Annotated in this window: 20 protein-coding genes; 9 read left to right on the top strand and 11 right to left on the bottom strand. The window is 68.6% G+C overall.

Annotated elements, in window-relative coordinates:
• Nucleotide 1 precedes the first annotated feature (1 nt).
• The 5 genes from pnuC (at nucleotide 2) to OGL92_RS15475 (ending at nucleotide 3417) form a co-directional block, all read left to right on the top strand.
• On the top strand, nucleotides 2-535 hold the full coding sequence (pnuC, locus tag OGL92_RS15495; protein ID WP_263145036.1) for a nicotinamide riboside transporter PnuC: 534 nt from the start codon (nucleotides 2-4) through the stop codon (nucleotides 533-535).
• Entirely contained in the window at nucleotides 532-1056 is a 525-nt protein-coding gene (locus OGL92_RS15490) for an AAA family ATPase (protein ID WP_263145034.1), read from the top strand. Before pnuC ends, OGL92_RS15490 begins: the two co-directional genes overlap by 4 nt.
• Nucleotides 1057-1404: 348 nt before the next feature.
• The gene (locus OGL92_RS15485) at nucleotides 1405-2016 is read left to right on the top strand and encodes a LemA family protein (protein ID WP_263145031.1); all 612 of its coding nucleotides are present in this window, start codon (nucleotides 1405-1407) and stop codon (nucleotides 2014-2016) included.
• Nucleotides 2013-2774, top strand: coding sequence for a TPM domain-containing protein (locus OGL92_RS15480; RefSeq protein WP_263145029.1), 762 nt, complete (start codon nucleotides 2013-2015; stop codon nucleotides 2772-2774). Before OGL92_RS15485 ends, OGL92_RS15480 begins: the two co-directional genes overlap by 4 nt.
• A gap of 25 nt (nucleotides 2775-2799) precedes the next feature.
• Complete coding sequence (locus tag OGL92_RS15475; RefSeq protein WP_263145026.1) at nucleotides 2800-3417, top strand: TPM domain-containing protein; 618 nt, start codon at nucleotides 2800-2802, stop codon at nucleotides 3415-3417.
• A gap of 451 nt (nucleotides 3418-3868) precedes the next feature.
• On the opposite strand, the gene OGL92_RS15470 is transcribed toward OGL92_RS15475, so the two are convergent.
• Entirely contained in the window at nucleotides 3869-5116 is a 1248-nt protein-coding gene (locus OGL92_RS15470) for an aminotransferase class III-fold pyridoxal phosphate-dependent enzyme (protein WP_263145024.1), read from the bottom strand.
• Between the two features lie 100 nt (nucleotides 5117-5216).
• Nucleotides 5217-6269 carry an ABC transporter substrate-binding protein gene (locus OGL92_RS15465; RefSeq protein WP_263145021.1) on the bottom strand — a complete coding sequence of 351 codons (1053 nt, stop codon included), beginning with the start codon at nucleotides 6267-6269 and terminating at the stop codon, nucleotides 5217-5219.
• 374 nt (nucleotides 6270-6643) lie between these two features.
• Between OGL92_RS15465 and OGL92_RS15460 the strand changes: the two genes are divergently transcribed.
• A complete protein-coding gene (locus tag OGL92_RS15460) occupies nucleotides 6644-7249 on the top strand; it encodes a cupin domain-containing protein (RefSeq protein ID WP_263145019.1) in 606 nt (201 codons plus the stop codon).
• 64 nt (nucleotides 7250-7313) lie between these two features.
• Here OGL92_RS15460 and OGL92_RS15455 read toward each other — a convergent pair whose 3' ends face one another.
• From OGL92_RS15455 to aceE, 3 genes are all read right to left on the bottom strand, one after another.
• Entirely contained in the window at nucleotides 7314-8231 is a 918-nt protein-coding gene (locus OGL92_RS15455; RefSeq protein WP_263145017.1) for a LysR family transcriptional regulator, read from the bottom strand.
• 320 nt (nucleotides 8232-8551) lie between these two features.
• Nucleotides 8552-9088, bottom strand: a complete 537-nt coding sequence (locus tag OGL92_RS15450; RefSeq protein ID WP_263145015.1) for a 2,4'-dihydroxyacetophenone dioxygenase family protein — start codon at nucleotides 9086-9088, stop codon at nucleotides 8552-8554.
• Between the two features lie 183 nt (nucleotides 9089-9271).
• On the bottom strand, nucleotides 9272-11944 hold the full coding sequence (gene aceE, locus OGL92_RS15445) for a pyruvate dehydrogenase (acetyl-transferring), homodimeric type (protein ID WP_263145013.1): 2673 nt from the start codon (nucleotides 11942-11944) through the stop codon (nucleotides 9272-9274).
• Between the two features lie 89 nt (nucleotides 11945-12033).
• Here aceE and OGL92_RS15440 point away from each other — a divergent pair, with 89 nt between their 5' ends.
• Nucleotides 12034-12531 (top strand): MarR family transcriptional regulator, encoded by a 498-nt coding sequence (locus OGL92_RS15440; RefSeq protein ID WP_263145010.1) that lies wholly within the window; start codon nucleotides 12034-12036, stop codon nucleotides 12529-12531.
• A gap of 3 nt (nucleotides 12532-12534) precedes the next feature.
• On the opposite strand, the gene OGL92_RS15435 is transcribed toward OGL92_RS15440, so the two are convergent.
• On the bottom strand, nucleotides 12535-13620 hold the full coding sequence (locus OGL92_RS15435; RefSeq protein ID WP_263145009.1) for a pyruvate dehydrogenase: 1086 nt from the start codon (nucleotides 13618-13620) through the stop codon (nucleotides 12535-12537).
• A 401-nt stretch (nucleotides 13621-14021) separates the two neighbouring features.
• Between OGL92_RS15435 and OGL92_RS15430 the strand changes: the two genes are divergently transcribed.
• Together OGL92_RS15430 and OGL92_RS15425 are read left to right on the top strand one after the other, a co-directional pair.
• Nucleotides 14022-14582: a hypothetical protein gene (locus OGL92_RS15430; protein WP_263145007.1), complete on the top strand. Its 561-nt coding sequence runs from the start codon at nucleotides 14022-14024 to the stop codon at nucleotides 14580-14582.
• Nucleotides 14583-14712: 130 nt separating this feature from the next.
• A complete protein-coding gene (locus OGL92_RS15425; RefSeq protein ID WP_263145005.1) occupies nucleotides 14713-15225 on the top strand; it encodes a ferritin-like domain-containing protein in 513 nt (170 codons plus the stop codon).
• Nucleotides 15226-15405: 180 nt separating this feature from the next.
• Here OGL92_RS15425 and OGL92_RS15420 read toward each other — a convergent pair whose 3' ends face one another.
• The 5 genes from OGL92_RS15420 to OGL92_RS15400 form a co-directional block, all read right to left on the bottom strand.
• Complete coding sequence (locus OGL92_RS15420; RefSeq protein ID WP_263145002.1) at nucleotides 15406-16800, bottom strand: S28 family serine protease; 1395 nt, start codon at nucleotides 16798-16800, stop codon at nucleotides 15406-15408.
• 239 nt (nucleotides 16801-17039) lie between these two features.
• On the bottom strand, nucleotides 17040-17852 hold the full coding sequence (locus tag OGL92_RS15415; RefSeq protein WP_263144999.1) for an OBAP family protein: 813 nt from the start codon (nucleotides 17850-17852) through the stop codon (nucleotides 17040-17042).
• A 194-nt stretch (nucleotides 17853-18046) separates the two neighbouring features.
• Nucleotides 18047-20380, bottom strand: coding sequence for a TonB-dependent receptor (locus tag OGL92_RS15410; protein ID WP_263144997.1), 2334 nt, complete (start codon nucleotides 20378-20380; stop codon nucleotides 18047-18049).
• Nucleotides 20380-22755, bottom strand: a complete 2376-nt coding sequence (locus tag OGL92_RS15405; RefSeq protein ID WP_263144995.1) for a hybrid sensor histidine kinase/response regulator — start codon at nucleotides 22753-22755, stop codon at nucleotides 20380-20382. Before OGL92_RS15405 ends, OGL92_RS15410 begins: the two co-directional genes overlap by 1 nt.
• Before the next feature lie 23 nt (nucleotides 22756-22778).
• Nucleotides 22779-23564, bottom strand: a complete 786-nt coding sequence (locus tag OGL92_RS15400; protein WP_263145044.1) for a helix-turn-helix domain-containing protein — start codon at nucleotides 23562-23564, stop codon at nucleotides 22779-22781.
• Nucleotides 23565-23574 lie beyond the last annotated feature (10 nt).

Here is a 23574-nt window from a genome sequence, read left to right as displayed (position 1 = left end):
GATCGCCGTCTGGCTGACCGTCCGCCAGAACCGCTGGGGCTGGCCGATCGGCCTGGTCATGGTGCTGCTCTACGGGTGGATCTTCTACGACGTGAAGCTCTACTCGGACATGCTCCTGCAAGGGGTCTACGCCGGCCTGCAAATCTACGGCTGGCGGCAATGGACCCGCGGCGGCGCACGCCACGCCGGGCGCTCCGTGAGCCGCCTGGACGCCAAGGCCCTGAGCGCCGGCCTGGCGGCGGGCGCCCTCGGCAGCCTGGCGCTGGGCTACCTGATGGCGACCCACACCGACGCCGCGCAACCCTGGTGGGACGCCAGCCTGACCGCCTTCAGCCTGGTGGCGCAGGTCTGGATGGCACAGAAGCGCCTGGAATGCTGGGCCCTGTGGGTGCTGCTCGATACCCTGTTCGTCGGCTTGTTCTGCTTCAAGGAGTTGTACCTCACCGCGGCGCTCTACGGGTTGTTCACCCTGCTGGCGGTGCAAGGCTGGCGCGAATGGCGCCGCGACCCCGCCCTGCGCGGAGCCGCCGCGTGAAGGTGGTGGTGCTCACAGGCCCCGAATCCAGCGGCAAGAGCTGGCTGGCGGCGCGCCTGCAAGCCCGTTTCGGCGGCCGGGTGGTCGACGAATACGTCCGCCACTTCATCGACACCCAGGCACGCGACACCACCTATGCCGATATCCCGGCGATCGCCGAGGGCCAGTTGGCCTGGGAAGACGCCGCCCGCGCCGAGGCGCCGTCCCTACTCCTGCTGGATACCCACCTGCTGAGCAATCTGCTCTGGAGCCGGCTGCTGTTCGGCGCCTGCCCGGCCTGGATCGAACCGGCGCTGCTCGCCCGCCGCTACGACCTGCACCTGCTGCTGTCCCCGGACGGCGTGTCCTGGATCGATGACGGGCAACGCTGCCAACCCGGCCTCGACGAACGCCAGGCCTTCCATCGCGCCTGCAAGGACTGGCTGCTGCGCCACGGGCAACCGTTCCAGGAAATCGGCGGCGACTGGCCGGATCGGCAACGACAAGCCTTCGACGCGGTCGAGCGGCTGTTGGCGGAATAGCCCTCCCGCGTGGACCGGGCTCCGCCCGGCCGAACGCCGCGCCGGTGCTCTTTGGTTTCAGGCGTCGGTCGAGCGCGAGCCACCAGGCGGGCGCGGTGCGACCCGGTCCCGAGGGCGCCGCTTTTAGCGGAGCGCAACCGCTGTGGTGGCTGTCGAGTCGTGCCATGGCTGCGTGGAGCGGGAGCGGCGGGAGCGATGCGCCCCGATGGAAACCTTTCTACGACGGGCTCGGCTCGAACGGTCTCCGCCGGCGGGCTGAACTCTGGACGCGCCTGCCCCTTCTAAGACGAACAACCAACCCGGTGCCGCTTGCCGGGATTATCGCGACACTCTGCTCAAGGACTTGCCATGCGAACCCAACTGCCCACTCTGGCCAACGCCAAGCTGGTCGTTTTCCTGTTCCTCTCGATGCTGCTGTCGGGTTGCGGGGTGAACGAAATCCCGCAGTACGACGAGCAGGTGAAATCGGCCTGGGCGCAGGTGGAGAACCAGTATCAGCGCCGCGCCGACCTGATCCCCAATCTGGTGGAGACCGTGAAGGGCTACGCCAAGCAGGAACAGGACACCCTGACCAAGGTGATCGAGGCGCGGGCCAAGGCCACCTCGATCCAGGTGGACGCCAGCACCCTGGACGACCCGCAGAAACTGCAGCAATTCGACCAGGCCCAGCAGCAACTGAGTGGCGCCCTGAGTCGCCTGATGGTGGTGTCCGAGCGCTATCCGGACCTGAAGTCCAACCAGAACTTCCTGGCCCTGCAATCGCAGCTGGAAGGCACCGAGAACCGCATCGCCGTGGCGCGTCGCGACTTCATCGCTTCCGTCGAACGCTACAACACCGAGATCCGTACCTTCCCCGGCCGGCTCTGGCAGATGACCCTGTACCGCGACATGAAGGTACGGGAGAACTTCAAGGCCACCGCACCGAACGCCGAGCAGGCGCCGCGCGTGAGCTTCGAATGAAGCAATGGCTGGGCCTGCCTCTGGTCCTGCTGCTATGGGCCGGCACCCTGCTGGCCGAGGCCGCGCCGACCTTCCCCGCGCTCAGCGGTCGGGTCGTCGACGAAGCCGGATTGCTCGACGCCCAGACGCAAGCCAGCCTGACCCAGAGCCTGGAAGCCCACGAACAGGCCACCGGCGAACAGGTGGTGGTGGTCACCCTGCCCAGCCTGCAAGGCGACAGCCTCGAGGACTATGGCTACCAGCTCGGGCGCCACTGGGGCATCGGGCAGAAGGGCAAGGACAACGGCGCCCTGCTGATCGTCGTCCGCGACGACCGTAAGGTGCGCATTGAGGTGGGCTACGGCCTGGAAGACCGCCTGACCGATGCGCAGTCCGCGGTCATCATCAACAGCGTGATCGTCCCGGCGTTCCGTCGCGGCGACTACCCGGCCGGCATCCGTGAGGGTGTCGGCGCCATCCTGCAGGTGCTCGGCGGCGACCCGCTGGCGCAGCCCGAACGACACGCCGCAGCCCACCCCGACAAGCAACGGGTGCCGGGCTTCGCCTTCTTCGTGCTGTTCATCCTGGTGATGCTGATGCTCCGCGGCGGCGGTGGAGGCGGCAGGGGCGGCGGCGGTGGACGCTCGATCCTCACCGGGGCGATTCTCGGCGGCCTATTGGGCGGCGGCGGACGGTCCTCGGGTGGCGGCTTCGGCGGCGGCGGTTTCGGTGGAGGCGGCGGCAGCTTCGGCGGCGGCGGTGCTTCCGGTGGCTGGTGAACCGAGGAAGGATGCGAAGAAACCCATGAGTCTATTGAGCGAAAGCGACCAGCAACGGGTCGCCGAGGCCATCGCGCGAATCGAACGGGAAACCGACGCCGAGCTGGTCACGGTACTCGCCGCCCGCGCCGACGACTACACCTACATCCCGTTGCTCTGGGCGGGACTGCTCGCCCTGCTGGTGCCGGGTCTCCTCAACTATTACCCGCTCTGGCTGAACGCCCACCAGTTGGTGGTGGCGCAATGGCTCACCTTCATCGTGCTCGGGCTGGCGTTCAAGATCCCCGCCGTCACCTCGCACCTGATCCCGCGCTCGGTGCGCCATTGGCGGGCGGCCAACCTGGCGCGGCGGCAGTTCCTCGAGCTCAAGCTGCACCACACCGAGGGCGGCACCGGGGTGCTGATCTTCGTGTCCGAGGCCGAGCGCTACGTGGAAATCCTGGTGGATCGGGGGATTTCCAGCCGTCTCGCCGACGACACCTGGGCCGCCATCGTCGACACCTTCACCACGGCCGTGCGCCGGGGCGATACCCTGCAGGGCTTCCTCGCCTGCATCGAAGCCTGCGGCGAGCACCTCAAGCGGCACGTGCCGGCCACCCATGCCCGCAACGAACTGCCGGACCGGCTGGTGATCCTGCCCTAACCTCGACGCCCGGGCCGCGCGCACCTTCGGCGCGGCCCGTGGGCTTCTTCGACGGCGCCCCAGCAGCCGCACGCGTGCTTTTCTCCAACGGCCTGCGACTCCGCGACTGCCGGGATTGCCGTTAGCGCGCTCCCCTCTCCCATTCCTCGACCATCGACTCTGCCCCGCTCTCGGGCGCCGATGCCCGCGGTCGGCGGACGAGTGCCCTGTGCTCGCGAGGGTGTCGATGTCTTGAAGTCGCTCTGGAGCCCCCCGCGACCTCTCCGAGGGGGATACGCGTATCCGCCCTTGAGGCTGCGAGACCGTCTGCATCCGCCCCACGCCGCCACGGGAGCCCACGGGACGGCTCGCAACGCCAGCGAATCGGTCGCCCGCGCCCCCCTTTTAGGAGTGCTCCGAGACAGCTCCTCTGCCCGCGCCATCCGTTCGCGGGCGGTGGCGGCGCGCGTGCTCAGCCGTGGCGAAAGGTGCTGGCCAGTTCCCGCGCCGCGTCGTCGAATGCGCCGCGCATCTCCTCGACCACCGCATCCGTGTGGGCGAATGACAGGTAGATGCGCCCATAGGGCGACGGCATCGCCAGCACGCCGGCACGGCGCAACGCCAGGTGCAGGGCGGTGGAGAACAGCGGATCGGCGATCTGGGCCGCCTGCTCGTAGCAGGTGGGCGCCTCTGTCCCGGGCCAGAGGCCGAAGACGTTGCCGTAGCCGCTGGTGGACAACGCCAGGCCCTGGGCCCGGAAGGAGGCTTCGATGGAGCGGCGCAGGGCGTCGCCGCGGGCGATCAGGCGCGGATAGTCGGCGGCGTCGAGGCGTTCCAGGGTGTGGGTGACCGCCGCGCAGGCCATGGGGTTGCCGCTGAAGGTGCCGCCACGTAACACGCGGCCTTCTTCGAAACCGGCGAGGATCGCCGCGCGCCCCAGCAACGCCGAAACCGGCACGCCGTTGCCGATCGCCTTGCCCACCGTGGCCAGGTCCGGGCTCAGCCCCTCGCGCAGGCCGGCGAGGCCCGGATACAGGCGGAAGCCCATCAGCACTTCGTCGCAGATCAGCAGCGCGCCGTGGGCGTGGGCAACCGCCTGCACGTGCTTCAGGTAGCCGGGCGCCGGCATGATGCAGCCGGCGTTGGCCAGCATCGGTTCCAGCAGCACCGCGGCGATGTCGTGGTGCTCGGCGAACAGGCGCTCGACATCGGCGAAATCGTTGTAGCGCAGCAAGGTGGTGCGCTCGGTGGTGGGACGCCGTTGCGGATCGAACAGGGCCTCGGCGGAATTGACGTTGCCGAACGCCACCTCGTCGAACCAGCCGTCGAACCCCGCGGCCATCTTGGCGATCCGTCCGCGGCCGGTGTAGGCCCGCGCCGCGCGGCAGGCCAGGTGCACCGCCTCGCTCCCGGAATTGGTGAAGATCACCTTGTCCAGCGCGCCGGTGTGGGCCGCCAGGGCCCGCGCCGCGCCGTGCTCGCGGACGTGGGCCCAGGAAGGCGCGGCGGCGTCCTGCAGGGCCCCGGCCACGCCGGCGACGATTCCCGGCTCCGAGTGCCCGACCAGCACGGCACCGAAGCCCAGGGCGGTATCGATGTAGCGGCGGCCCCGGGCATCCCAGAGGTATGCGCCCTCCCCGCGCTGGATGAACAGTTTCTCCCCGTCGAGATCGGGGAGGATTCTGGCGGCACTGGATACGTCGCCAACCAAATTGGACATGGGCTCTCCTGAAAACTGTACAGGCGTACCGGGCCATCCGGCCCGGCATCGGCTCATCCGTGGCGGCGCCCGGCCTGTCGCGCCGGGCGGCCGCCAGGGCTCACTTCTGGGCGATCCAGGCGTTGAAGCGCTGGGTCAGCGGCTCGATGTTCTCGACCCAGAAATCCACGTTCAGCGGCAGCGCCTCGGCCATGTTCTCCGGCGTGGTCGGCAATTCGGCGCGCAATTCCGCCGGCACCAGGACGTTGGCCTTGGTGTTGGTCAGGCCGTAGGCGATGTAGGGCGGCAGCTTGGCCTGGTTCTCCGGCTTGCTCGCATAGCCGATGAAGTCCATCGCCAGGTCCTTGTTGGCGCTGCCCTTGAGCACCACCCAGGAATCCACCGCCGAGACGCTGCCCTTCCAGACCAGCTTGAAGTTCTTGCCCTCGTTGCGGTTGAAGCCGCTGATCCGGCCGTTGTAGGCGGAGCTCATCACCACGTCGCCGGCGGAGAGCATCTGCAAGGGCTGGGCGCCGGCTTCCCACCAGACGATGCTCGGCTTGATCTGGTTGAGCTTGTTGAAGGCGCGGTCCACCCCCTGCGGGGTGCTCAGCACCGAATAGACGTCCTTGGCCTCGACGCCATCGGCGAGCAGGGCGAACTCCAGGGCGTACTTGGGGCCCTTGCGCAGGCCGCGCTTGCCGGGGAATTTCTTCAGGTCCCAGAAATCCGCCCAGGAGGTCGGGCCGTCCTTCAGGCGATTGCCGTCGTAGGTCAGCCCGGTGTTCCAGACGATGGCGCCGACCCCGCACTCGTGCACGGCCTCCGGGAGGAAATCCTTCCGGTCGCCGACCTTGGCCCAGTCGATCTTCTCGTAGAGACCGGATTCGCAGCCCAGGGCCAGGTCCTCGGACTCCACCTCGACCACGTCCCAGTTGGGATCGCCCACCCGCACCTTGGCGTCGAGCACGCCGACGCCGCCGTCCCAGCTTTGATCGAGCACGGTCTTGCCGGTCTGCTTGCCGAAGGGGATGAAGAAGATGTCCCGCTGCGCATCCTGGAAGTTGCCGCCCCAGGAGACCACGGTGAGGTCGCGGGCGGCGACGGTCTGGGCCAGCGTCAGGGTCGACAAGGCGAAACCCAGGGAGATGAGAGTACGGCTCGATTTGTGCATTTTTATCCTCAGCGCAGTGGGGGTGGCAGCGGTGGTAAAAATTTTTACCACCGCGCACCGACCGGCAGCAAGTCTTTTTTCACAGCCCGGGGTTTTCCCCGGAATCGCCCGCCTTCCAGGGTCCGCGATGGTTTTGCACGGGTCCGTTTCGGCCGATGACGCCGCCCCGCGGACGCATCGCAGCGAATGCCGTCGCTCCTGTGCCTGGGTGGTTTCCACGCCCGTGCCGCCCTGCCCGGGTGCGCCATCCACGCCGCTGTAGCGAAAAGGCGCAGCTCCTCCCTGTGCTAGGATGCCGCCTGTTCGCGCTCGCCGTATCGGCGGGCGGATACCGTTGTCAGTGGGTAGCCGTGCCAAGGAACGAGAAGACTGAGATGTCCGCAGCCATCGAATCCACTCCCGTCGCGCAGGTCGACAAAGCGGCGGAACCGGCGCTCTCCGTGGGCGCGCGCCTGAAGACCCTGCGCCAGGCCCGAGGCCTGTCCATCCGTGGCCTGGCTGAACTCAGCGGAGTCTCCCACCCGAACATCTCGCTGATCGAACGGGACAACTCCAGCCCCTCGATCAGCGTGCTGAAACGCCTGCTGGAACCACTCAACGTCACCCTGAGCAGCTTCTTCTCCGACTCGGACGTGCTCGATCGCGCGGTCTTCTACAAGGCCGACGAACTGGTTGAGCTGGCGGATGGCACCTCGCTCTCCTACCGCCAGGTGGGCGCCAACCTGGTCAACAGCTCGATGATGATCCTCCACGAGCGCTATGCCCCCGGCGCCGACACCGGCTGCGAGCTCTATGCCCACGAGGCCGAGGAAGGCGGCGTGGTGGTCAAGGGCCGCCTGGAGATGACCGTCGGCGAGGAAACGCGGATCCTCGAGACCGGCGACGCCTACTACTTCGACAGCCGCCTGCCGCACCGCATGCGCAACCCCTTCGACGAAGAGTGCGTGGTGGTCAGCGCGGTATCGCCGCCGACCTTCTGATCCCCGGGCGGCGCGCCCGCATCGCCGGCGCCAGACCCATTCGTCGGGCGCAGGCGGGGCGGCCCTAGGTCATCTCCGCCGGCAGCCCCCAGGGCGAACGCCGCATGCGCGCCTCGAGGAAATCCCGGAATACCTTGATCCGTGGGCTCAAGTGCTTGCGGTTGGCGTAGACCAGGTAGATCGGCTCGGTCGCCCCGCTGCCGAACCCCCGCAACAACGGGACCAGCCTGCCCGCGCGTATGTCCGCGCCGATGTGGAAATCCGCCAGCTTGACGATGCCGGCGCCGGACAGCGCCATGTCCCGCAGCAGATCGCCCTGGGTGAAGGACGCCCGGGCCACCACCGGCACGCTGAGCATCTCCCCTTCGACCCGGAAGGCCCAGGTGTTCCAAGGGCTGTCGAAACCGAAATTGAAACAGCGGTGCTCCAGCAGTTCCTGCGGATGGCCGGGCGTACCGCGTCGCGCCAGGTAGTCGGGCGAGGCGCACAGCAGCCATTCGCTTTCGCCGATGCGCCGGGCGATGCGCGACGAGTTGGGCAGCACGCCGCTGTGGATGGCCAGGTCCAAGCCCTGGTCGAACTGGTCCAGGTACTGCGCGCCGAGCTGCAACTCCACGTCGAGTCCCGGATAGCGATCGAGGAAATCATCCAGCCAGGGCAGGATCTGGTGCTTGGCGAAGGTGGCCATGGTGTGGATCCGCAGCGTGCCGCCGACCCGCGCCGGCAACGCCTCGGCCAGGGAGTCCGCCTCGGCCATCGCCTCCACCACCGCGCGGGCGCTGCGCAGGTAGGCGGCGCCCTCCTCGGTGAGCGACAGGCTGCGCGCGCCGCGTTGGAACAGGCGCACCTGCAGGCGGTCCTCGAGCCGGGAAATCAGTTTGCTGATGGCCGAAGGCGACAGGTCGTGGGCCCGCGCCGCCGCGGAGAAGCTGCCCTGCTCGGTGGCCCAGATGAACGCCAGCAACTGCGAGTAATGATCCATGCCTGCACCGCCTTCAGCTTCGGACCGCCGATCATAGCAGCGCCACGCCGGGCTCCGCGTGCCAGGGGGCCCGTCGCCTCGGAGGCGAGCGCGCCGCGCCCGGCTGCGGACGAAACGCGCCCGTGCCCGGGGCGGGGTCGAAACCGCGGCGAAGGCCCGACTCGCGCGTCGCCCGCATTCGACAGACCCTGGAGTCTGTACGAACGTCACCGAGCGAAGGTCAGGCCAGGCAAAAACAGGCGAAGAAGGGGCGCCCACGTGCCGTCAATGAGCGTTCCGAACCTGTTTTTAACCAGCATCCGAGCGCCGGCACTTCTCGCCTAGCGGATGAACCGCTCGACGTAATCGTCCGGCAGGCCGATGGACCGGTAGTGCCGGCGCGCGGTTTCCAGCTTGGTGAACACGTCTTCGTAGCCCACGGCGACCCCCTGGGGGTCGACGTAGGTGTAGCCGCCCTGCACGTGGAACCAGGTGATCATCTCCTCGACGTCCTCGGGCACGTAGAGGGTGTGGGTCTCCCCCGGCGGCTCGAAGGCGAAGGAGCCTTCCTCGGCGATCCAGTCGTGCTCCAGGTAGTACCAGCGGCCCTTGAGCACCAGGGCATGCACGCCGCCGGTGTGGCGGTGACGGGAGAGCACGCCGGCCTGGCGCACCCGCAGCAGGTTGATGTAGTAGCCACCGCTGACGCTGAGCAGCAGCGGCTTGAAGGACACGGTCTGGGTCACCGGCACCCAGAGGTCGTCGTTCTCCAGCCATTGGGTCATGACGCCGGGATGCACCATGTCCGGGGACATGTAGGGCACTTGGGGCAGTTGATAGGGAATCGCGAGTTCGTCGGGCTTGGCTGGACTGCTCATTGGCTTCTCACTGGCTGGCGGGCGCCGGCGCTTCGGGGAACGGCGTCGGTCGCGGCCAGGTTAGGCAAGTCCAGCGGCGCGAGGAACGGCCCGGCGGTCACAGCCGCTGTGACGGCTGGGCACAGCTCGCGGCCCGCCCGGCGGACATCGAGCGCCGTGGCGCTCGCCCGCCGGTACGCCGCCTCAGCCCTGGGTCGGGTCGGGCTTGTCCGCCTCGATGCCGTAGCGGGCGATCGCCTCTGCCACGCGGGTGCGCGCGAGGCGTCCGTCGTCCGCCAGCGCCTTGAGCGCCGCCAGCACGATGAAATGCCGGTCCACCTCGAAGAACCGGCGCAGCGCCTCCCGCGTGTCGGAACGACCGAAGCCATCGGTGCCCAGGGACACGAAGCGGCGGTCCTCGACGAAGGGCCGGATCTGGTCGGCGACGATCTTCATGTAGTCGGTCGCCACCACCACCGGGCCCGGGTAGGCCGCCAGGCACTGGCGCACGTAGGGCAACCGCGGCTCGCGGTCCGGATGCAACAGGTTCCAGCGCTCGGCCTGCAATCCGTCGCGGCGCAGCTCGGTCAGGCTGGTGGCGCTCCAGACATCGCTGGCCACGCCGAAATCCGCCGCCAGCAGCTCCGCCGCGGCCATGACTTCGCGCAGGATGGCGCCGCTGCCCAGCAGTTGCACCCGCGGCGCGTCGGCCTCCGGGGCCTCGCAGCCGCTGAGCCGGTACAACCCCTTGAGGATGCCCGCCTCCGTCCCGGGCGGCAGCGCCGGGTGCGGGTAGTTCTCGTTGAGCAGGGTGATGTAGTAGAAGACGTCCTCCTGCTCGACGTACATGCGGCGCATGCCTTCCTGGATGATCACCGCCAGTTCGAAGGCGAAGGTCGGGTCGTAGGACAGGCAGCAGGGGATCACCGAGGACAGCACGTGGCTGTGGCCGTCGTCGTGCTGCAGGCCTTCGCCCATCAGCGTGGTGCGCCCCGAGGTCGCCCCCAGCAGGAAGCCGCGCGCCCGCGCGTCGCCGGCCGCCCAGGCCAGGTCGCCGACCCGCTGGAAGCCGAACATCGAGTAATAGATGTAGAACGGCAGGGTCATCACGCCGTGGTTGCTGTAGGCGGTGCTGGCGGCGATCCAGGAGGACATGGCGCCGGACTCGTTCAGCCCCTCCTGCATGATCTGGCCGTCCCGGCTCTCCTTGTAGTAGCTCAGTTGCCCGGCGTCCTGGGGCGTGTAGAGCTGGCCGACGTGGGAATGGATGCCGATCTGGCGGAACAGCCCTTCCATGCCGAAGGTGCGCGACTCGTCGGGCACGATGGGCACCACGCGCTTGCCGATGTGCGGGTCCTTCAGCAGGGTGCCGAGCAGGCGCACGAACGCCATGGTGGTGGAGAAAGCCCGTTCGCCGGAGTCCTTGAGCTGCGCCTCGAAGGCCGACAGGGGCGGGATCCGCAAGGGCGGGCAGTCGTCGAAGCGGGCCGGGACGGCGCCGCCGAGGCGGGCGCGTCGGGCACGGAGGTACAACGCCTCCTCGCTGTCCGCGGCCGGTTTCAGGTAGGGGATCTCGTCCAGGCGGTCGTCGCCGAGCGCCAGGCCGAAACGGTCGCGGAAGGCCCTTACCGCCTCGGCGCCCATCTTCTTCAACTGGTGGTTGATGTTCTGCCCCTCGCCGGCCTCCCCCATGCCGAAGCCCTTGACCGTCTTGGCCAGGATCACCGTGGGCTGGCCGCTGTGGCGCATCGCGGCGGCGTAGGCGTTGTAGACCTTCTCCGGATCGTGGCCGCCGCGCGACAGCTTCCAGATCTGCTCGTCGCTGAGGTCGGCCACCAGTTCCAGCAACTCCGGGTACTTGCCGAAGAAGTGCTCGCGCACGTAGGCGCCGTTCTGCGACTTGTAGTTCTGGTACTCGCCGTCCACGCACTCCATCATCCGCTGGCGCAGCAGGCCGCTGCGGTCCTTCTCCAGCAAGGCGTCCCAGCCACCGCCCCAGATCACCTTGATGACGTTCCAGCCCGCCGCCCGGTACAGGCTTTCGAATTCCTGGATCACCTTGCCGTTGCCGCGCACCGGCCCGTCCAGGCGCTGCAGGTTGCAATTGACCACGAAGATCAGGTTGTCGAGCTTCTCGCGCCCGGCCAGGGAAATCGCCGCCAGGGACTCCGGCTGGTCCATCTCGCCGTCGCCGAGGAAGGCCCAGACCTTGCGCCCCTGGTGCTCCTTGAGCCCGCGGTTCTCCAGGTAGCGCATGAAGCGGCCCTGGTAGGCGGCCATGATCGGGCCGAGCCCCATGGACACCGTGGGAAATTGCCAGAAGTCCGGCATCAGCCGCGGATGGGGGTAGGAGGAAAGCCCGGCGCCGCCGGTCTCGCGGCGGAAGTTGTCGAGTTGCGCCTCGTCGATCCGGCCTTCCAGATAGGCACGGCCGTAGATGCCGGGAGACGAGTGCCCCTGGATGTACAGCATGTCGCCGGCGAAGCTCTCGCTGCGACCGCGGAAGAAATGCTCGAAGCCCACGTCGTAGAGCACCGCCGCCGACGCGTAGGTGGCGATGTGGCCGCCGACGTTGGAATGCTTGCCGGCGCGCAGCACCATGGCCATGGCGTTCCAGCGGATGAAGGCATTGAGCCGACGCTCGATGGCCAGGTCGCCGGGATAGGGCAATTGGCGCTCGACCCCGAGGGTGTTGACGTAGGGCGTGGTGACGCGGCCATGGAAGTCGCCGTGGAGGGCGACGTCGAAGTCCAGCAATTGGTCGATCAGGTAGTGGGCGCGCGGCCTGCCCTCCACCGCCACCACCGAATGCAGGGCGTCCAGCCATTCGCGGGTTTCCGACGGATCGGCGTCCGTCCGGGTCGAGGATGGATTCATGGCGTTCTCCAGGCAGGCGGTGGACGGAAAATAAAGTTGCAACTGCAATCGTATGAGCCGGATTGTAATCGCCCGCGCTAGAATTGCAAATGCAATCCCTTTTGGAAGACGACTCCATGGCCACCGAACCCGATCTCTGGTTTTCCTTCGTCCGCGCCCATCGCTTGATGATCCGCGAGATAGAACGGCGCCTCGCCGCCGCCGGCCTGCCGGTCTATGCCTGGTACGACGCCCTCTGGGGGCTGGAAAGCGGCCCGGAGGGCACCCGCCGCATGCACGAACTGGCGGACGTGCTGGCCATCGAGCGCTACAACCTCACCCGTCTGGTGGACCGCCTGGAAAAGGAAGGCCTGGTCACCCGGGTGCGTTCGGCGGAAGACGGCCGCGCGGCCTTCGCCAGCATCACCCCGGCGGGCCGTGCCCTGCGCAAGCGCATGTGGGCGATCTACGAAGCCACGGTGGCCGACCTGTTCCTCGCCCGCTTCGATCCGGCGCAGCGCCAGGCCTTCGCCGAGGCCCTGGACCAAGCCGGACAGGCCGCCCGCCGTGCCGCTTCGGGCGAGGACGACAGCGCCCCGACCGGCTGAACCTCAGGCATCGCCGAAACCGTAGCGGAGCAGCGCTTCGCGGGCCACGCGGCTCGGCAGGCGCCCCTCGTCCACCAGGGCACCGAGGGCGGCGAAGGCGATCCAGCGGGCGTCCACGGGCGTTCCGGCGCGGCCAGCGGACTCCGCGCCGAGGGCGAGGAAACGCCCGGGCGCGTGTCGTCCGATCTGCTCGGCGATGCAGCGGTCGTAGCCGGTCACCGCGATGACCGGATCGGCTGCCGTTCCGAGGCAGCGTTGCAGATGACTGCGTCGCCGTGGCGCACAGGGATGCAGGCGGTTCCAGCGCTCCACCGCGCGGCTTTCCCGGGCCAGCCGGGTATAGCTCGGGCAGCTCCAGACTTCCGTCTCCACGTTCCACTCCTCCCGCAACGCCCGACCGGCCGCGAGCACCGCGTCCAGGGCCTGCCCGGCCCCCAGCAGCCGGACCCTGGCTGCGCCCGCCCGCGCCGAGGCCGGGCGCACGAGATACATGCCCCGCGCCGCCTCCAGCGCCGCCTGCCGGGACAGATCCGGCCCCTCGGCACGCGCGTCCGGGCAGCGATCGTGCAGCCTGAGGTAATAGAAGCCCTGCCGGCCGTCCACGTAGAGCCTGCGCAGGGCGGCGGTCACGATGGCGCGGGCTTCCTGCGCCGACGCCGGATCGTAGGGCGTACAGCGCGGATTGGCCGCCAGCCACAGCGGCAGCCCCGGCTGCATGCCGGGCCGCGCCGAAGCAGGCGCATCGACGCTATTGCCGAAGATGCCGCGCTCACCGGTCTCCAGGGCCAGGGCGCGCAACTCGTCGATCGAACGTGCATGCATCAGGTAAAACAGCGGCCGCTCATGGCGCGTTTCCCGCGGCTGGAACCACAACGGCCAGGCGCTGGCGGCAGCGGACGATGGCGCGTCGGCGCGGACGATCCAGGCCTGCTCGGCCAGCGAGGGGGCGCCCCGGAGCGCGGCGACCATGCCTTCGAGCGCCCGAGCCGGCGTCGCTGCCAAGGCATCCTCCATCGCCTCCAGCCGGGCGATGCATGCGAGGGCGGCCTGGCGGGTCTGCAGCGTGGCGCTGGGAAGGGCGAAGTGCATGGGGGCGGCCTCCGAAAATGAACTTTCAGTATAAATTGCACATGCAATAGTTGCAAAAGCAATCCAATGCGGTTGGAGCCCCGCCGCGCGGATCGCCCGTTCTGCGGAGACAACCTGTCGCCAGCGATATCGCGCTCACCCGCCCCCTCCCGAGCCGTCCGGGGCCGAGGTCGGCCATCGGCATCAGCCCGATGGCCTGGCCGGTCGGCCCGGGAGAAAGCTGGCACCCCATCGCTCCCCGCCGACGGCCCTGAACCGACGCGCCAGCCGCTACTCTCAACCCTATGCCTGCCTTCGCGGCGTGACGCGACGGCCAACAGGGCGACAGCCTGCCGGCCGCAAGCGGCCGGCGCCCCCTTCGACGTCCGCCATCCGGCGCACGTAACCAGGAGCAACGCCCCATGAGCATCGAAAACCGCATCGTCTGCCTGGGCTGGGGTTCCTTGCTCTGGAAACCCGACCCCCTCCCCTTGGCGTCGGCGTGGCGCGCGGGCGGTCCGTTGCTGCCCCTGGAGTTCGCGCGGGAAAGCGATGGCGGCGAACTGGCGATCGTGCTCTGCGAGCAAGCCCCGCCGGCGCCAACGTATTGGGCCTACCTGCAAGTGGACAGCCTGGAGGCCGCGCGGGAATGGCTGCGGCGCCGCGAGCAGATCGACCCGCAACGGCCGGAAGGCATCGGCAGCCTCGACCTGTCCAGCGATGACGTGCGCCACCCGCTGATCGCCGCCTGGGCGGAGCGCGAGGGGATTCCCGCAGTGATCTGGACCGCCCTGCCGCCACGCTCGGCCGGCCAGGAGGGGCGCATCCCCAGCGAAGCCGAGGTCGTCCGCTACCTGAACGACCTGCAGGGAGAGCCACGCGCCCACGCCGAGGCCTACGTACGCCAGGTGCCCAGTGAAATCCGCACGCCCTATCGCGAGGCCATCGAGCGGCAACTGGGCTGGACGCCACGCCCGGCCTGAAGCGTCGGCACTCGCGCGGCGCCATATATCGTTTCGCTGGAATCCTAGGCTTACCCGCGCACTCCGAAAAAGGACAACGCCGCCGATCCCGGCCGGGATCGGCTTCAGCGAATCCGTTGAGGAGAAACCCATGAGCACGTCCATGAAAGACAACCTGCTGGACTGGCTGCGCGACGCCCACGCCATGGAGCAACAGGCCGAGCACATGCTCAAGGCCCAGGCCGGCCGCCTGGAGCACTACCCCGCACTGCGCTGGCGCATCGAACAGCACATCGAGGAAACCCAGTCCCAGCAGCAGCTGCTCGACCGCTGCATCACCCGCCTCGGCGGCAGCGCCTCCACCTTCAAGGACCTCACCGGCAAGCTGATGGCCTTCGGCCAGGCGGTCGGCGGCATGGTCATGAGCGATGAGGTGGTCAAGGGCGCCATGGCAGGGTATGCCTTCGAGAACGTGGAGATCGCCACCTATACGGTGCTGATCGCCGCGGCCGCCGAACTGGGCGACACCGAGACCCAGGCCGCCTGCGAACAGATCCTCGCACAGGAAAAAGCCATGGCGGCCTGGTTGCTGGAACACCTGCCGGAAGTGACCCAGGCTTTCATGCGGCGCTCCGCCGACCCGGAACTCACCGCCAAGCGCTGATCCCGCCGCGTCCGCCCCCTGTCTGCCAGGGTTCGCATGCCATGGCGCCGCGGGCGGCTCTGCCGGTAGCCGGCTGAGACCCGGCCGGTCCGATGGCGAATACGCAAGGCCGTTGCCCACCCGGCAACGGCCTCGGTTGCGGTTTACACCCGGGACCCCTCGGTCCCGGGCGTATCGAGGTTACAGCGGCCTGCGCAGCAGGAACTCTTCGGAGGGTTCGTCCGCCGCTTCGCGCTTGAGCACCAGCGGCGGGTCGCTGGGCTTCACGCCGGTCCAGCTTTCCAGCAAGGCATAGGCTTTCTGCTTGTCCTGGGCGTTCAGCGCCGGCAGGTCGGAGCCATGGTTACCGCCCGCCACCAGGAAGGTGCGGGTGCCGCGCAGGGTGGAATTCGGCATGAGGAAGGCGGCGGCGGTCCAGGGATCGATGTCGCCGTAGATCATCATGACGTTGCGTGCTTTCAGCGCGACGAAACCGGCGATGTCCCACATGCGCGCCGGGCTGAAAGGCTGTCGCGGCCATTGGCTGACATAGGCGCTGTAGTCGTTCGGGTCGTACTTGAGCAGATCGCGCAGGTGCTGGGTCAGCAGGCGCGGATAACCGAACTGGGTGATGGCTTGGTAGTAGTAGGGCTCGTAGCGCGCCAGTTCGCTATCGTCCGTCGAGGACAGCGGACCCCAGGCCACCAGGAAGTCGAACAGGTCCTGGTCGCTGGCGCTGTTCGCCGGAATCTTCGCGCAGTTATCCAACGACCCATACTGGAAGAACTGGAAATACAGCTCGCCGACGGTGAGGTCGAGTACCCGGTCGAGCCCGCCCGGCAGGCTGTAGACCAGCCCCTTGTCGGCCGCGTAGCGCTGGATGTAGGCCTTCATGGTCTCGCGCCGGGTGAGCACTTCGCGCTGGTAGCGCTTGAGGTCGTTGCGGCAGGCCAGGCTCCCCACCTGTTCCTGGAACACCGCGTAGCGCGGGTCCAGGCGGGCGAAGCTCTGCGGCGCCACGTTGGCCAGGGTGCCGTCCACGTCGTTCGGGTAGAAGCGCCGGTGGTACATCGCGGTCATGCCGCCCTTGCTGGCGCCGGTGGACACCCATTTGCCGCTGTAGAACGGCCGGATCGCCTGGACGATGCGGTGATGGTCGGCGGCGGCCTGCTCCAGGGTGAGGTAACGCCAATCCAGCGGACTGGGCGCGGACTCGGCGAAATAACGGTGCTCGACCTTCAACTGGCTGGCGTCGAGCACCCGGGTGATGGCGTAGCGGGAGCTGCTCACCGGAATGTCGTAGCCGTTGGTGGCCAGCACCATGGGTGCGTCGGCGGAACGGTGCAGCAGCACCATGCGTTGCTTGAAGGTACCTCGGGCCGGGTGGGCGTGGTCGATGGGTTGCTCGTAACGCAGCAACAGGTAGCGGTAGCCGCTGGGGGCGTTGTCCAGCTCTTCCGCCTCCATTCCCGGCAGCGACCTCAGGTAGGCGAGGATATCCTTCGACGGCGCCTGGCCGCTGGCCTGGCTGGAACCGCAGAAGAACAACGCGAGGCAAAACGCGAACAACAGCGAATGAAGCGATTTCTGATGCATAGCCTTCATGACCTTTTTTTAGAAATTCCTTTTCCAGGCCTGGAAGGGCTCCGCCAGCGGTGCCGCCTGGTGGAAATGCCGTACTGCCGCCTTCCCTGCTCACCGCACCCCGCGCCTGAAACGCGGGGTGCTCGGCCGATCCTTGCCTGGGGTGGGCCGTCGTGGCGGACCTGCCGGTCCGCCCGCGCGCGGGGAGCATAGACAATCGCACGCAAGGCGCTAGTTTCGCGCGCGGCGGCTCAGGGCCGCGGGGCGGGCGTCGGCGCCGCGGCTTTTTCGTCCACCACCCGGGGAATGTCGCGGGTTTCCCGGCCGAAACGCCCTTTCAGGGCGTCGACCCCGGACTGCGGATGGGCCAGCGGCGCGAGGTCGGCGCGGTGTTCGCGGGTCTTGGCGGTGTCGCGATCGGTGCGCCGGTCCCGCTCCGCCACCAGCGCCGGCAAGACTTCGCCGTCGCGATTGATCGACCAGGCCAGCCTCGGCTCGCCCAGCGGCAGCGTGTCGGCGGCATGCCCGGCATAGCCGGTGTGCCAGAAGTGCCAGGTCTTGCCGTAGCTGTTCAGCTTGGTCTTCATCAGCGCCTTTTCCGCGGTCTCCGGTATCCCCGGCGCCATCAACTGGCCGGAGAGGATTTCACCGTTGTGCGGATGCCAGTACGGGCGCTCCTCGGCGGGCAGGGTCTGGAAGAGTCGCTCGGACAGGATGTACTCCACCCCGTTCAGGTTGGCCGCCGCGGTATTGCCGTCGAATAGCACGCATTGGGCGAAATCTTCGTTGACCTGATTGCAGTAATGGTGGGCCTCCATCTGCAGGCCAGGATCGTCCTTCATCGGGTGGAACCCGACCATATAGACGTCGAAGCCGCGGACCGGCGCATGGCCCTGGAGCAGCGTGGCGCCGCCCTCGAGGACCTTCACCTTCGCGGTCTTTTCCTCGCCCTGGGGCGACGCGTGGGGCTGGGCCTGGTCCGCGGCGAACGCGGACAGCGACGGAATGCCCGAACCCGCGGCGAGACTCCAGCCGAGCAGATGGGCGATGACGGATGGGTTCATCCTAACCTCCTGATCCTTGTGGGGGTCGGTACGCGCATAGGGTCCGGGCGAGCTCCGCTCAGGCGCGGCGCGGACGCCTTTCCATACGGGCGCTGGAACGATTCGACGGCCCGCTCGGGCGGGCGCCGCAGGATTGGGAAAGGAAGCGCCGGCAAAGGTTCAGCCGGGAAACCGGCCCGCCACGGCTCCAGGCCTCAGTATCGGGCGCGCAGGCTCAGGCCGAGGCTGCGCGGGTCGCCGGGCAACACCGCGTAGTCGCCATTGCCCAGGGTGGCGTAGACGGCATCCAGGTAATGCCGGTCGAACAGGTTGCGTGCCCAGGCTTCCACCTCCCAGCGGCGATCCACCCGGCGCACGCCCAGGCGCAGGTCGGTCAGGCCGTAGGCCGGCTGGTAGCTGCCGGGACCGCCCTCCAGGGTGCCGTAGTAACCGCTGCGGAAGCTGTAGTCGAGGCCACCGAAGGCCTCCAGGCCCGCCGTCAGCGGATGCCGGTAGTCGAGCCCGGCGCTGGCGCTCCACTCCGGCGCGTTGTACAGCCGCTGGCCGGCCAGGTCGCAGTTCACCTGCGCCGATCCCTGGGCACAGGGCCCATCGGCGAAGCGGCGGTAGCGCGCATCGCTCCAGGCCAGGCCGAACCGCCCGTCCAGGCGCGGATGCAAGCGCCAGGCGCTGTCCAGCTCGATGCCGCGCATGCGCACCCGGCCGACGTTGATCAGGTTGTCGCGCAACGGCGGCAGGTAGGGCTGCTCCGACGGGCTGGTGGTCAGTGCCTGGTAATCGTCCACGTCGGTCTGGTAGAGCGCCAGGTCGAGGCGGGCGCGGTCCTGCCAGAAGCGGGTCTTCAGCCCGACCTCGAGGGAGGTGGCGCGCTCGTCGCCGAAGGTGGGCGCCGCCCGCGAGCCGACCACGTCGAAGTTGATGCCGCCGGCCTTGTAGCCGCGCGACCAATTGACGTAGCCGAGCACATCGTCGCGGAAGCGGTAGCTCATGCCCAGCAGGCCGGAGAGGTTGCCCTCCTCGATGCTGTCGTGGCGATAGTAGTCGTTGCCCAGGGCCAGTTCGCGCAGTGGCGGGCCGGCGAGTTGCGACAGCCAGTCGCTACCCAGGCGGCTGACGTCCACCGCGCGGCGGGAAATGAAACCGCGCTTGCGCTCGCGGGTGTAGCGCAGGCCGGCGTTCAGCTCCAGCCGTTCCAGCGGGCGCCAGGTCACCTGGCCGAAGGCCGCCCGGCTGTCGCCGCGCTGGGTGCCGTCGAACAGCTGCGTGGCGCCACTCAGCAGGTTCTGCGGAATGTGCGCCGGACCGATGCCGAGCTGCCGCACGATATCGATATCGCCGAGGAACCAGGCCGCGGCGTCGTCGCCGAAGTGCACTTGCAGGTCGCGATCCAGACGCTGGCGCAGGTAGTACAGCCCGACCACGTAGTCGGTTCGCGCGTCCAGGCTGCCGGCAAGGCGGAATTCCTGGCTGAACTGGCGATGCTCCAGGTCCGTGGCGGCCAAGGGCACCACCGACAATGCCGTGCCGTCGCCATCGCGATTGTCCCGGTAGCGCCAGTCGCGGTTTGCGGTGAGGCTGGTGAAGCGCAGGTCGTCCGCCAGGTCCCAGTTCAGTTCAAGCGAAACGCCGTCCTGGCGGACCCGGTTGCTCGCCAGGGTGTCCAGCTTCACCTCGCGGCGGTAGGGATCGGTGGGCAGCAGCCGGTAACCGGCGAACTCGGCGCGCTGGCGGGTCTGGGTGTTGTAGTAGCTGGGCTGCAGGGCCGTGCCGTGCTGGCGCTCGTCGCCCCGCTCGCCGATCAGCCGGGCGCTGAAGCGCTCGTCCGGCGTCCACAACAGTTGGCCGCGCAGGCCCTCGCCGTCGAGGTCGTTGAGCCGCAGCCCGCCATTCAGGTTGTCCACCAGGCCGTCGCGGGTGCGCCGGAAACCGCTCAGGCGCGCCGCCAGGACCTCGTCGAGTAGCGGGCCGGAAAGGCTTCCGCGGTACTCGCGCAGGTCGTCCTGGCCCAGGTCCAGCTGGCCGCTGGATTCGACATAGGGGGTGGGCTGACGGGTCAGGACGTTCAGCGCGCCGGCGCTGGTGTTGCGCCCGAACAGGGTGCCCTGCGGACCGCGCAGGACTTCGATGCGCTCGACGTCGAGCATGTCGGCGAAGGCCATGCCCGGGCGCCCCTGGTAGACGCCGTCGACGAACACCCCGACGCTGCCGTCGAGCCCGTCGTTGAACGGCGTGGCGCCGAACCCGCGCAGGCCGAAGCCGGCATAGCGCGGGTTGTGCCCGGACACCACCAGGCCGGGAACCCGTCGCTGGATATCCCGCAGACGGTGCAGGCCGGCGTCGTCGAGGCTGTCGCCGTCCAGCACGCCCACCGAGAGGGGCACCGCCTGGGCGTTTTCCTCGCGGCGCCGGGCAGTGATGGTCGAGGTTTCCAGCAACAGGGGTTCGGCGACCGCACCGGCGCCCTCGCCCGCGAAACCGGGCACGGGCATCACGCCGCCGAACAAGGCGAGCCAGAGGATGCGCCGCATCAACGCGCCTCGAGCGCGCGCGCGGCCTTCGCCGAAACGCCGTGCAGGGTCTGCGCGATGCAGGCGAGCAGATCGCCGCTGCTGGCCGGCTTGAGCAGCACCGCGTCGAAGTCCAGCGAGGCGGGCACGCCCGCCGGCCGGCGCGGCGGCGCGGCGGAATAGAGCACCACCGGCAGGCCCGGCCATTCCGCGCGCACCCGTTGCAGCAGTTGCCAACCGTCCATGCCGGCCATCATCTGGTCGGTGACCACCAGGTCGACCCGCGCCGCCTCCAGCCGCGCCAGCGCCGCCTGGCCATCGGCGGCGCGCTCCACATCGAAGCCATAGCCGGTCAGCAGGTCGCCCAGCCAATCGAGATTCTGTTCCACGTCATCCACCAGCAGGATGCCCAGGCCGGCGCCGTCCACTCGCGCCGGGTGGCTTTCCACCAGGTCGAAATCCATGTCGTGTTCCGCTGCGCATTCCAGGATCAGGCTGAAGCCGAAGCGGCTGCCGCCCTCTTCCCGCGCGTCCACGTCCAGCCGGCTGCCCATGTGTTGCAGCAATTGGGTCACGATGGACAGGCCCAGCCCACTGCCGTCGCGACGACCGGCGTTGTGCCCGCGACGGAACGGCTGGAGCAGCAGTTCGCGTTCGCCGGGATCGATACCGATACCGGTGTCGAGCACGTCGAACCTCAATTCCACGGTTTTCTCCAGTGGACCCTGGCGCGCACCCACCACGAAGGTGATGCAACCCTCGTGGGTGAACTTGGCGGCGTTGGTCAGCAGGTTGACCAGCACCTGGCGCAGGCGGCGGAAGTCGGCCCGCACCAGGGCCGGCAAATCCTCGGCGAAGCGGCTCTCGAACCGGTTGCCCTGGCGCGCGGCGAGGAAGGCGCCCTCCTCGGTGAGCTCCCGCAGGAAGCCGTACAGGTAGCCGGGCGCGAGGATCAGCTCCAGTTGCTCCAGCTCGCTGCGGGAAAACTCCAGCAGTTCGTCGATCAACTCCAGTTGCTGGCGGGCGTTACGTTCGATCTTGCGCGGGTACTCGCGGTCCGGGACCGCCTGCAACAGCCGGGCGTAGTCGATGATGCTCACCAACGGCGAGCGCAGGTCGTGGCTGATCCGCGCCATCAGCGAACTGCGCGCGCGCAGGGATTCGCGCAACTGTTCGGTGCGCAGCGCGACGGTCTTTTCCAGGCGCTCCTGTTCCGCCTGCCGCTGCCGGTCCAGATCGTCCAGGGCACGTTTTTCCCGGGTCCGGGCGCGGCTGAACTCCATCACCAGGGTGCAGACCAGCAGCAGCACGCCGGGCAAGGTCGACAGCAGGCTGTAGCGTTCCTGACGGGCCTGCAGCGGCACCTGTTCGGCCTGCAACGCATAGCGCGCCAGGAACTGCGCCAGGAACAACCCGACCACCGCCCAAGCCATCCAGGTCAGCGCCAGCCGGCGCCGCCAGGCGGCCCACAGGGTGAGCGGCAACACCAGGTAGATACAGGCACCCAGCATCAGCAAGGCGAGATGCCGGCCCTGCACGTGATCGCCCCACAGGGCCCACAGGTTGAACGCGCCGAAGACCGCCGGGAGCAGGCCGTACAGCCAGCCCCATTGCCGTGGCAGCAGGCGGACCCGGTACAGCACGCGCGCATAGCCGCAGAAAAAGAAGAAGGACACGACACTGAGCAGCGCGGTGATCTCCCGCGTCCAGGGCACGGCGCCCGGCCAGTAGATCAGGTAGCCGTTGAGCGCGCAGGTCATCGCGATGTAGCTGAGCACCGCGCCGGCATGCATGGCCAGCAGACGCGAGCGCATGATCCAGCCGACGATCAGGCTGAACGGCACCACCAGCAGCACGATGCCCAGGGAAATGCCTTCGACCAGGTTGACCCGCTGCCGCTCGCGCAGCAGGCCGGCCTGCGACCAGAGCTGCGGGTAGAGGATCAGCAAGGTGTGGCTGCTCACCCGCACCAGCACCTCTACCCGCTCGCCGGGCTCCAGCGCCAGCGGGAACAACGGCTGCCGCTCGACCGATACCCAGTCTTCCAGCGGATACGCGCTGCCGGCGCGCTGCACCTGCCAGGTCGCGCCGCGGCGAATGTGCACGCGGATGTCCTCCAGGCGCGGCTGGCCGATGCTCAGCCAGCGCATGCAGGGCCGCGCCAGGGGGTTGTCCAGCTCGAAGCGCATCCAGAACGCCGACCGCGACATGTCCCAGTCCAGCCGAGCCGCGCCGGGGGCGAAGCGCGCGGCGGGCAGCGCGGCGACCTCGTCCACGTCCAAGCGGCCGCCGGCATCCTCGAAGAGCTGCAGGTGCGGGCCGAGTTCGGCATGCGCGGTCTTGCAGGTGAGCGCCGCGGCATGGGCCGCCGCGAACGCGAACAGGCCAATGAGCACTGTCGCGATCCGCAGGAAACCCTTCATGGGTGAGCGTGTACCAGGCTTTGACTGCCGCCGGCCTGCTGGCGGAACTGGCTGGGGGTCAGGCCCAGGCGCTCGCGGAACGCCGTGGTGAAGTTGCAGGCACTGCGGAAACCCACCAGGTCGGCGATGTCCTGGATGCTCATGTCGCTGTCGAGCAGCAGGGCCTGGCCACGGCGCAGACGCGCCTCGCGGATATAGGCGAATACCGTCATGCCCAGGTGCTCGCGGAAGATCGACGACAGCCGTTTGTCGTGGGTGCCGACTTCCCGGGCGATCTCGCCGAGGCCCGGCAGCTCGCCGAGGCGCTGGTCGATGAAGCGGATCGCCGCGCGCAGGATCACCTGGTCGGTGTCCAGGCGCTCCACCGGGGCCGACACCGCGCTGGCGGGCGAGTCGCGCCAGATCAGTTGCAGGTGGATGCGGATGCGCGCCAGCACTTCTTCCGGCACGCAAGGTTTCAGGACGTAGTCGACGCCGCCCAGGGACAGGCCTTCCAGGCGCTCGTCCACCGAGCTGGCGGAGGTCAGGAAGATGATCGGCACCCGTTGCGTGGCCGGCGCCTCGCGCAGCAGCCGACACAGGGTGAAGCCGTTCATCTGCGGCATGTGCACGTCGAGCAGGATCAGCGCCGGCTGCAAGGCAAGGGCGCGCTGGTAGCCCTGGTGCGCCTCGCTGGCGAGGGACAGGCGGAACCCGTGGGCGCGCAGCAGGGTACACAACGCCCGGAGCTCTTCCGGGGTGTCGTCGATGATCAGGATCAAGGGCGCATCGGCGAGCGGCATCGGCTCCATC

This window comes from Pseudomonas sp. RIT-PI-AD, from assembly GCF_025642785.1.
In the GTDB taxonomy this organism is placed as follows: domain Bacteria; phylum Pseudomonadota; class Gammaproteobacteria; order Pseudomonadales; family Pseudomonadaceae; genus Pseudomonas_T.
The sequence above is the reverse complement of the archived record's forward strand: the minus strand, read 5'-3'. Positions and strand labels throughout refer to the sequence as shown.

Bases quoted from the DNA above. Each gene is read 5' to 3' on its own strand.
- OGL92_RS15480 (WP_263145029.1), top strand. From the start codon at position 2,013: ATGAAGCAATGGCTGGGCCTGCCTCTGGTCCTGCTGCTATGGGCCGGC.
- OGL92_RS15400 (WP_263145044.1), bottom strand. From the start codon at position 23,564: ATGCCGCTCGCCGATGCGCCCTTGATCCTGATCATCGACGACACCCCG.
- OGL92_RS15460 (WP_263145019.1), top strand. From the start codon at position 6,644: ATGTCCGCAGCCATCGAATCCACTCCCGTCGCGCAGGTCGACAAAGCG.
- OGL92_RS15415 (WP_263144999.1), bottom strand. From the start codon at position 17,852: ATGAACCCATCCGTCATCGCCCATCTGCTCGGCTGGAGTCTCGCCGCG.
- OGL92_RS15435 (WP_263145009.1), bottom strand. From the start codon at position 13,620: ATGCACTTCGCCCTTCCCAGCGCCACGCTGCAGACCCGCCAGGCCGCC.
- OGL92_RS15465 (WP_263145021.1), bottom strand. From the start codon at position 6,269: ATGCACAAATCGAGCCGTACTCTCATCTCCCTGGGTTTCGCCTTGTCG.
- OGL92_RS15475 (WP_263145026.1), top strand. From the start codon at position 2,800: ATGAGTCTATTGAGCGAAAGCGACCAGCAACGGGTCGCCGAGGCCATC.
- OGL92_RS15425 (WP_263145005.1), top strand. From the start codon at position 14,713: ATGAGCACGTCCATGAAAGACAACCTGCTGGACTGGCTGCGCGACGCC.
- OGL92_RS15410 (WP_263144997.1), bottom strand. From the start codon at position 20,380: ATGCGGCGCATCCTCTGGCTCGCCTTGTTCGGCGGCGTGATGCCCGTG.
- OGL92_RS15455 (WP_263145017.1), bottom strand. From the start codon at position 8,231: ATGGATCATTACTCGCAGTTGCTGGCGTTCATCTGGGCCACCGAGCAG.
- OGL92_RS15440 (WP_263145010.1), top strand. From the start codon at position 12,034: ATGCAATCCCTTTTGGAAGACGACTCCATGGCCACCGAACCCGATCTC.
- OGL92_RS15450 (WP_263145015.1), bottom strand. From the start codon at position 9,088: ATGAGCAGTCCAGCCAAGCCCGACGAACTCGCGATTCCCTATCAACTG.
- OGL92_RS15420 (WP_263145002.1), bottom strand. From the start codon at position 16,800: ATGCATCAGAAATCGCTTCATTCGCTGTTGTTCGCGTTTTGCCTCGCG.
- OGL92_RS15430 (WP_263145007.1), top strand. From the start codon at position 14,022: ATGAGCATCGAAAACCGCATCGTCTGCCTGGGCTGGGGTTCCTTGCTC.
- OGL92_RS15470 (WP_263145024.1), bottom strand. From the start codon at position 5,116: ATGTCCAATTTGGTTGGCGACGTATCCAGTGCCGCCAGAATCCTCCCC.
- OGL92_RS15485 (WP_263145031.1), top strand. From the start codon at position 1,405: ATGCGAACCCAACTGCCCACTCTGGCCAACGCCAAGCTGGTCGTTTTC.
- aceE (WP_263145013.1), bottom strand. From the start codon at position 11,944: ATGAATCCATCCTCGACCCGGACGGACGCCGATCCGTCGGAAACCCGC.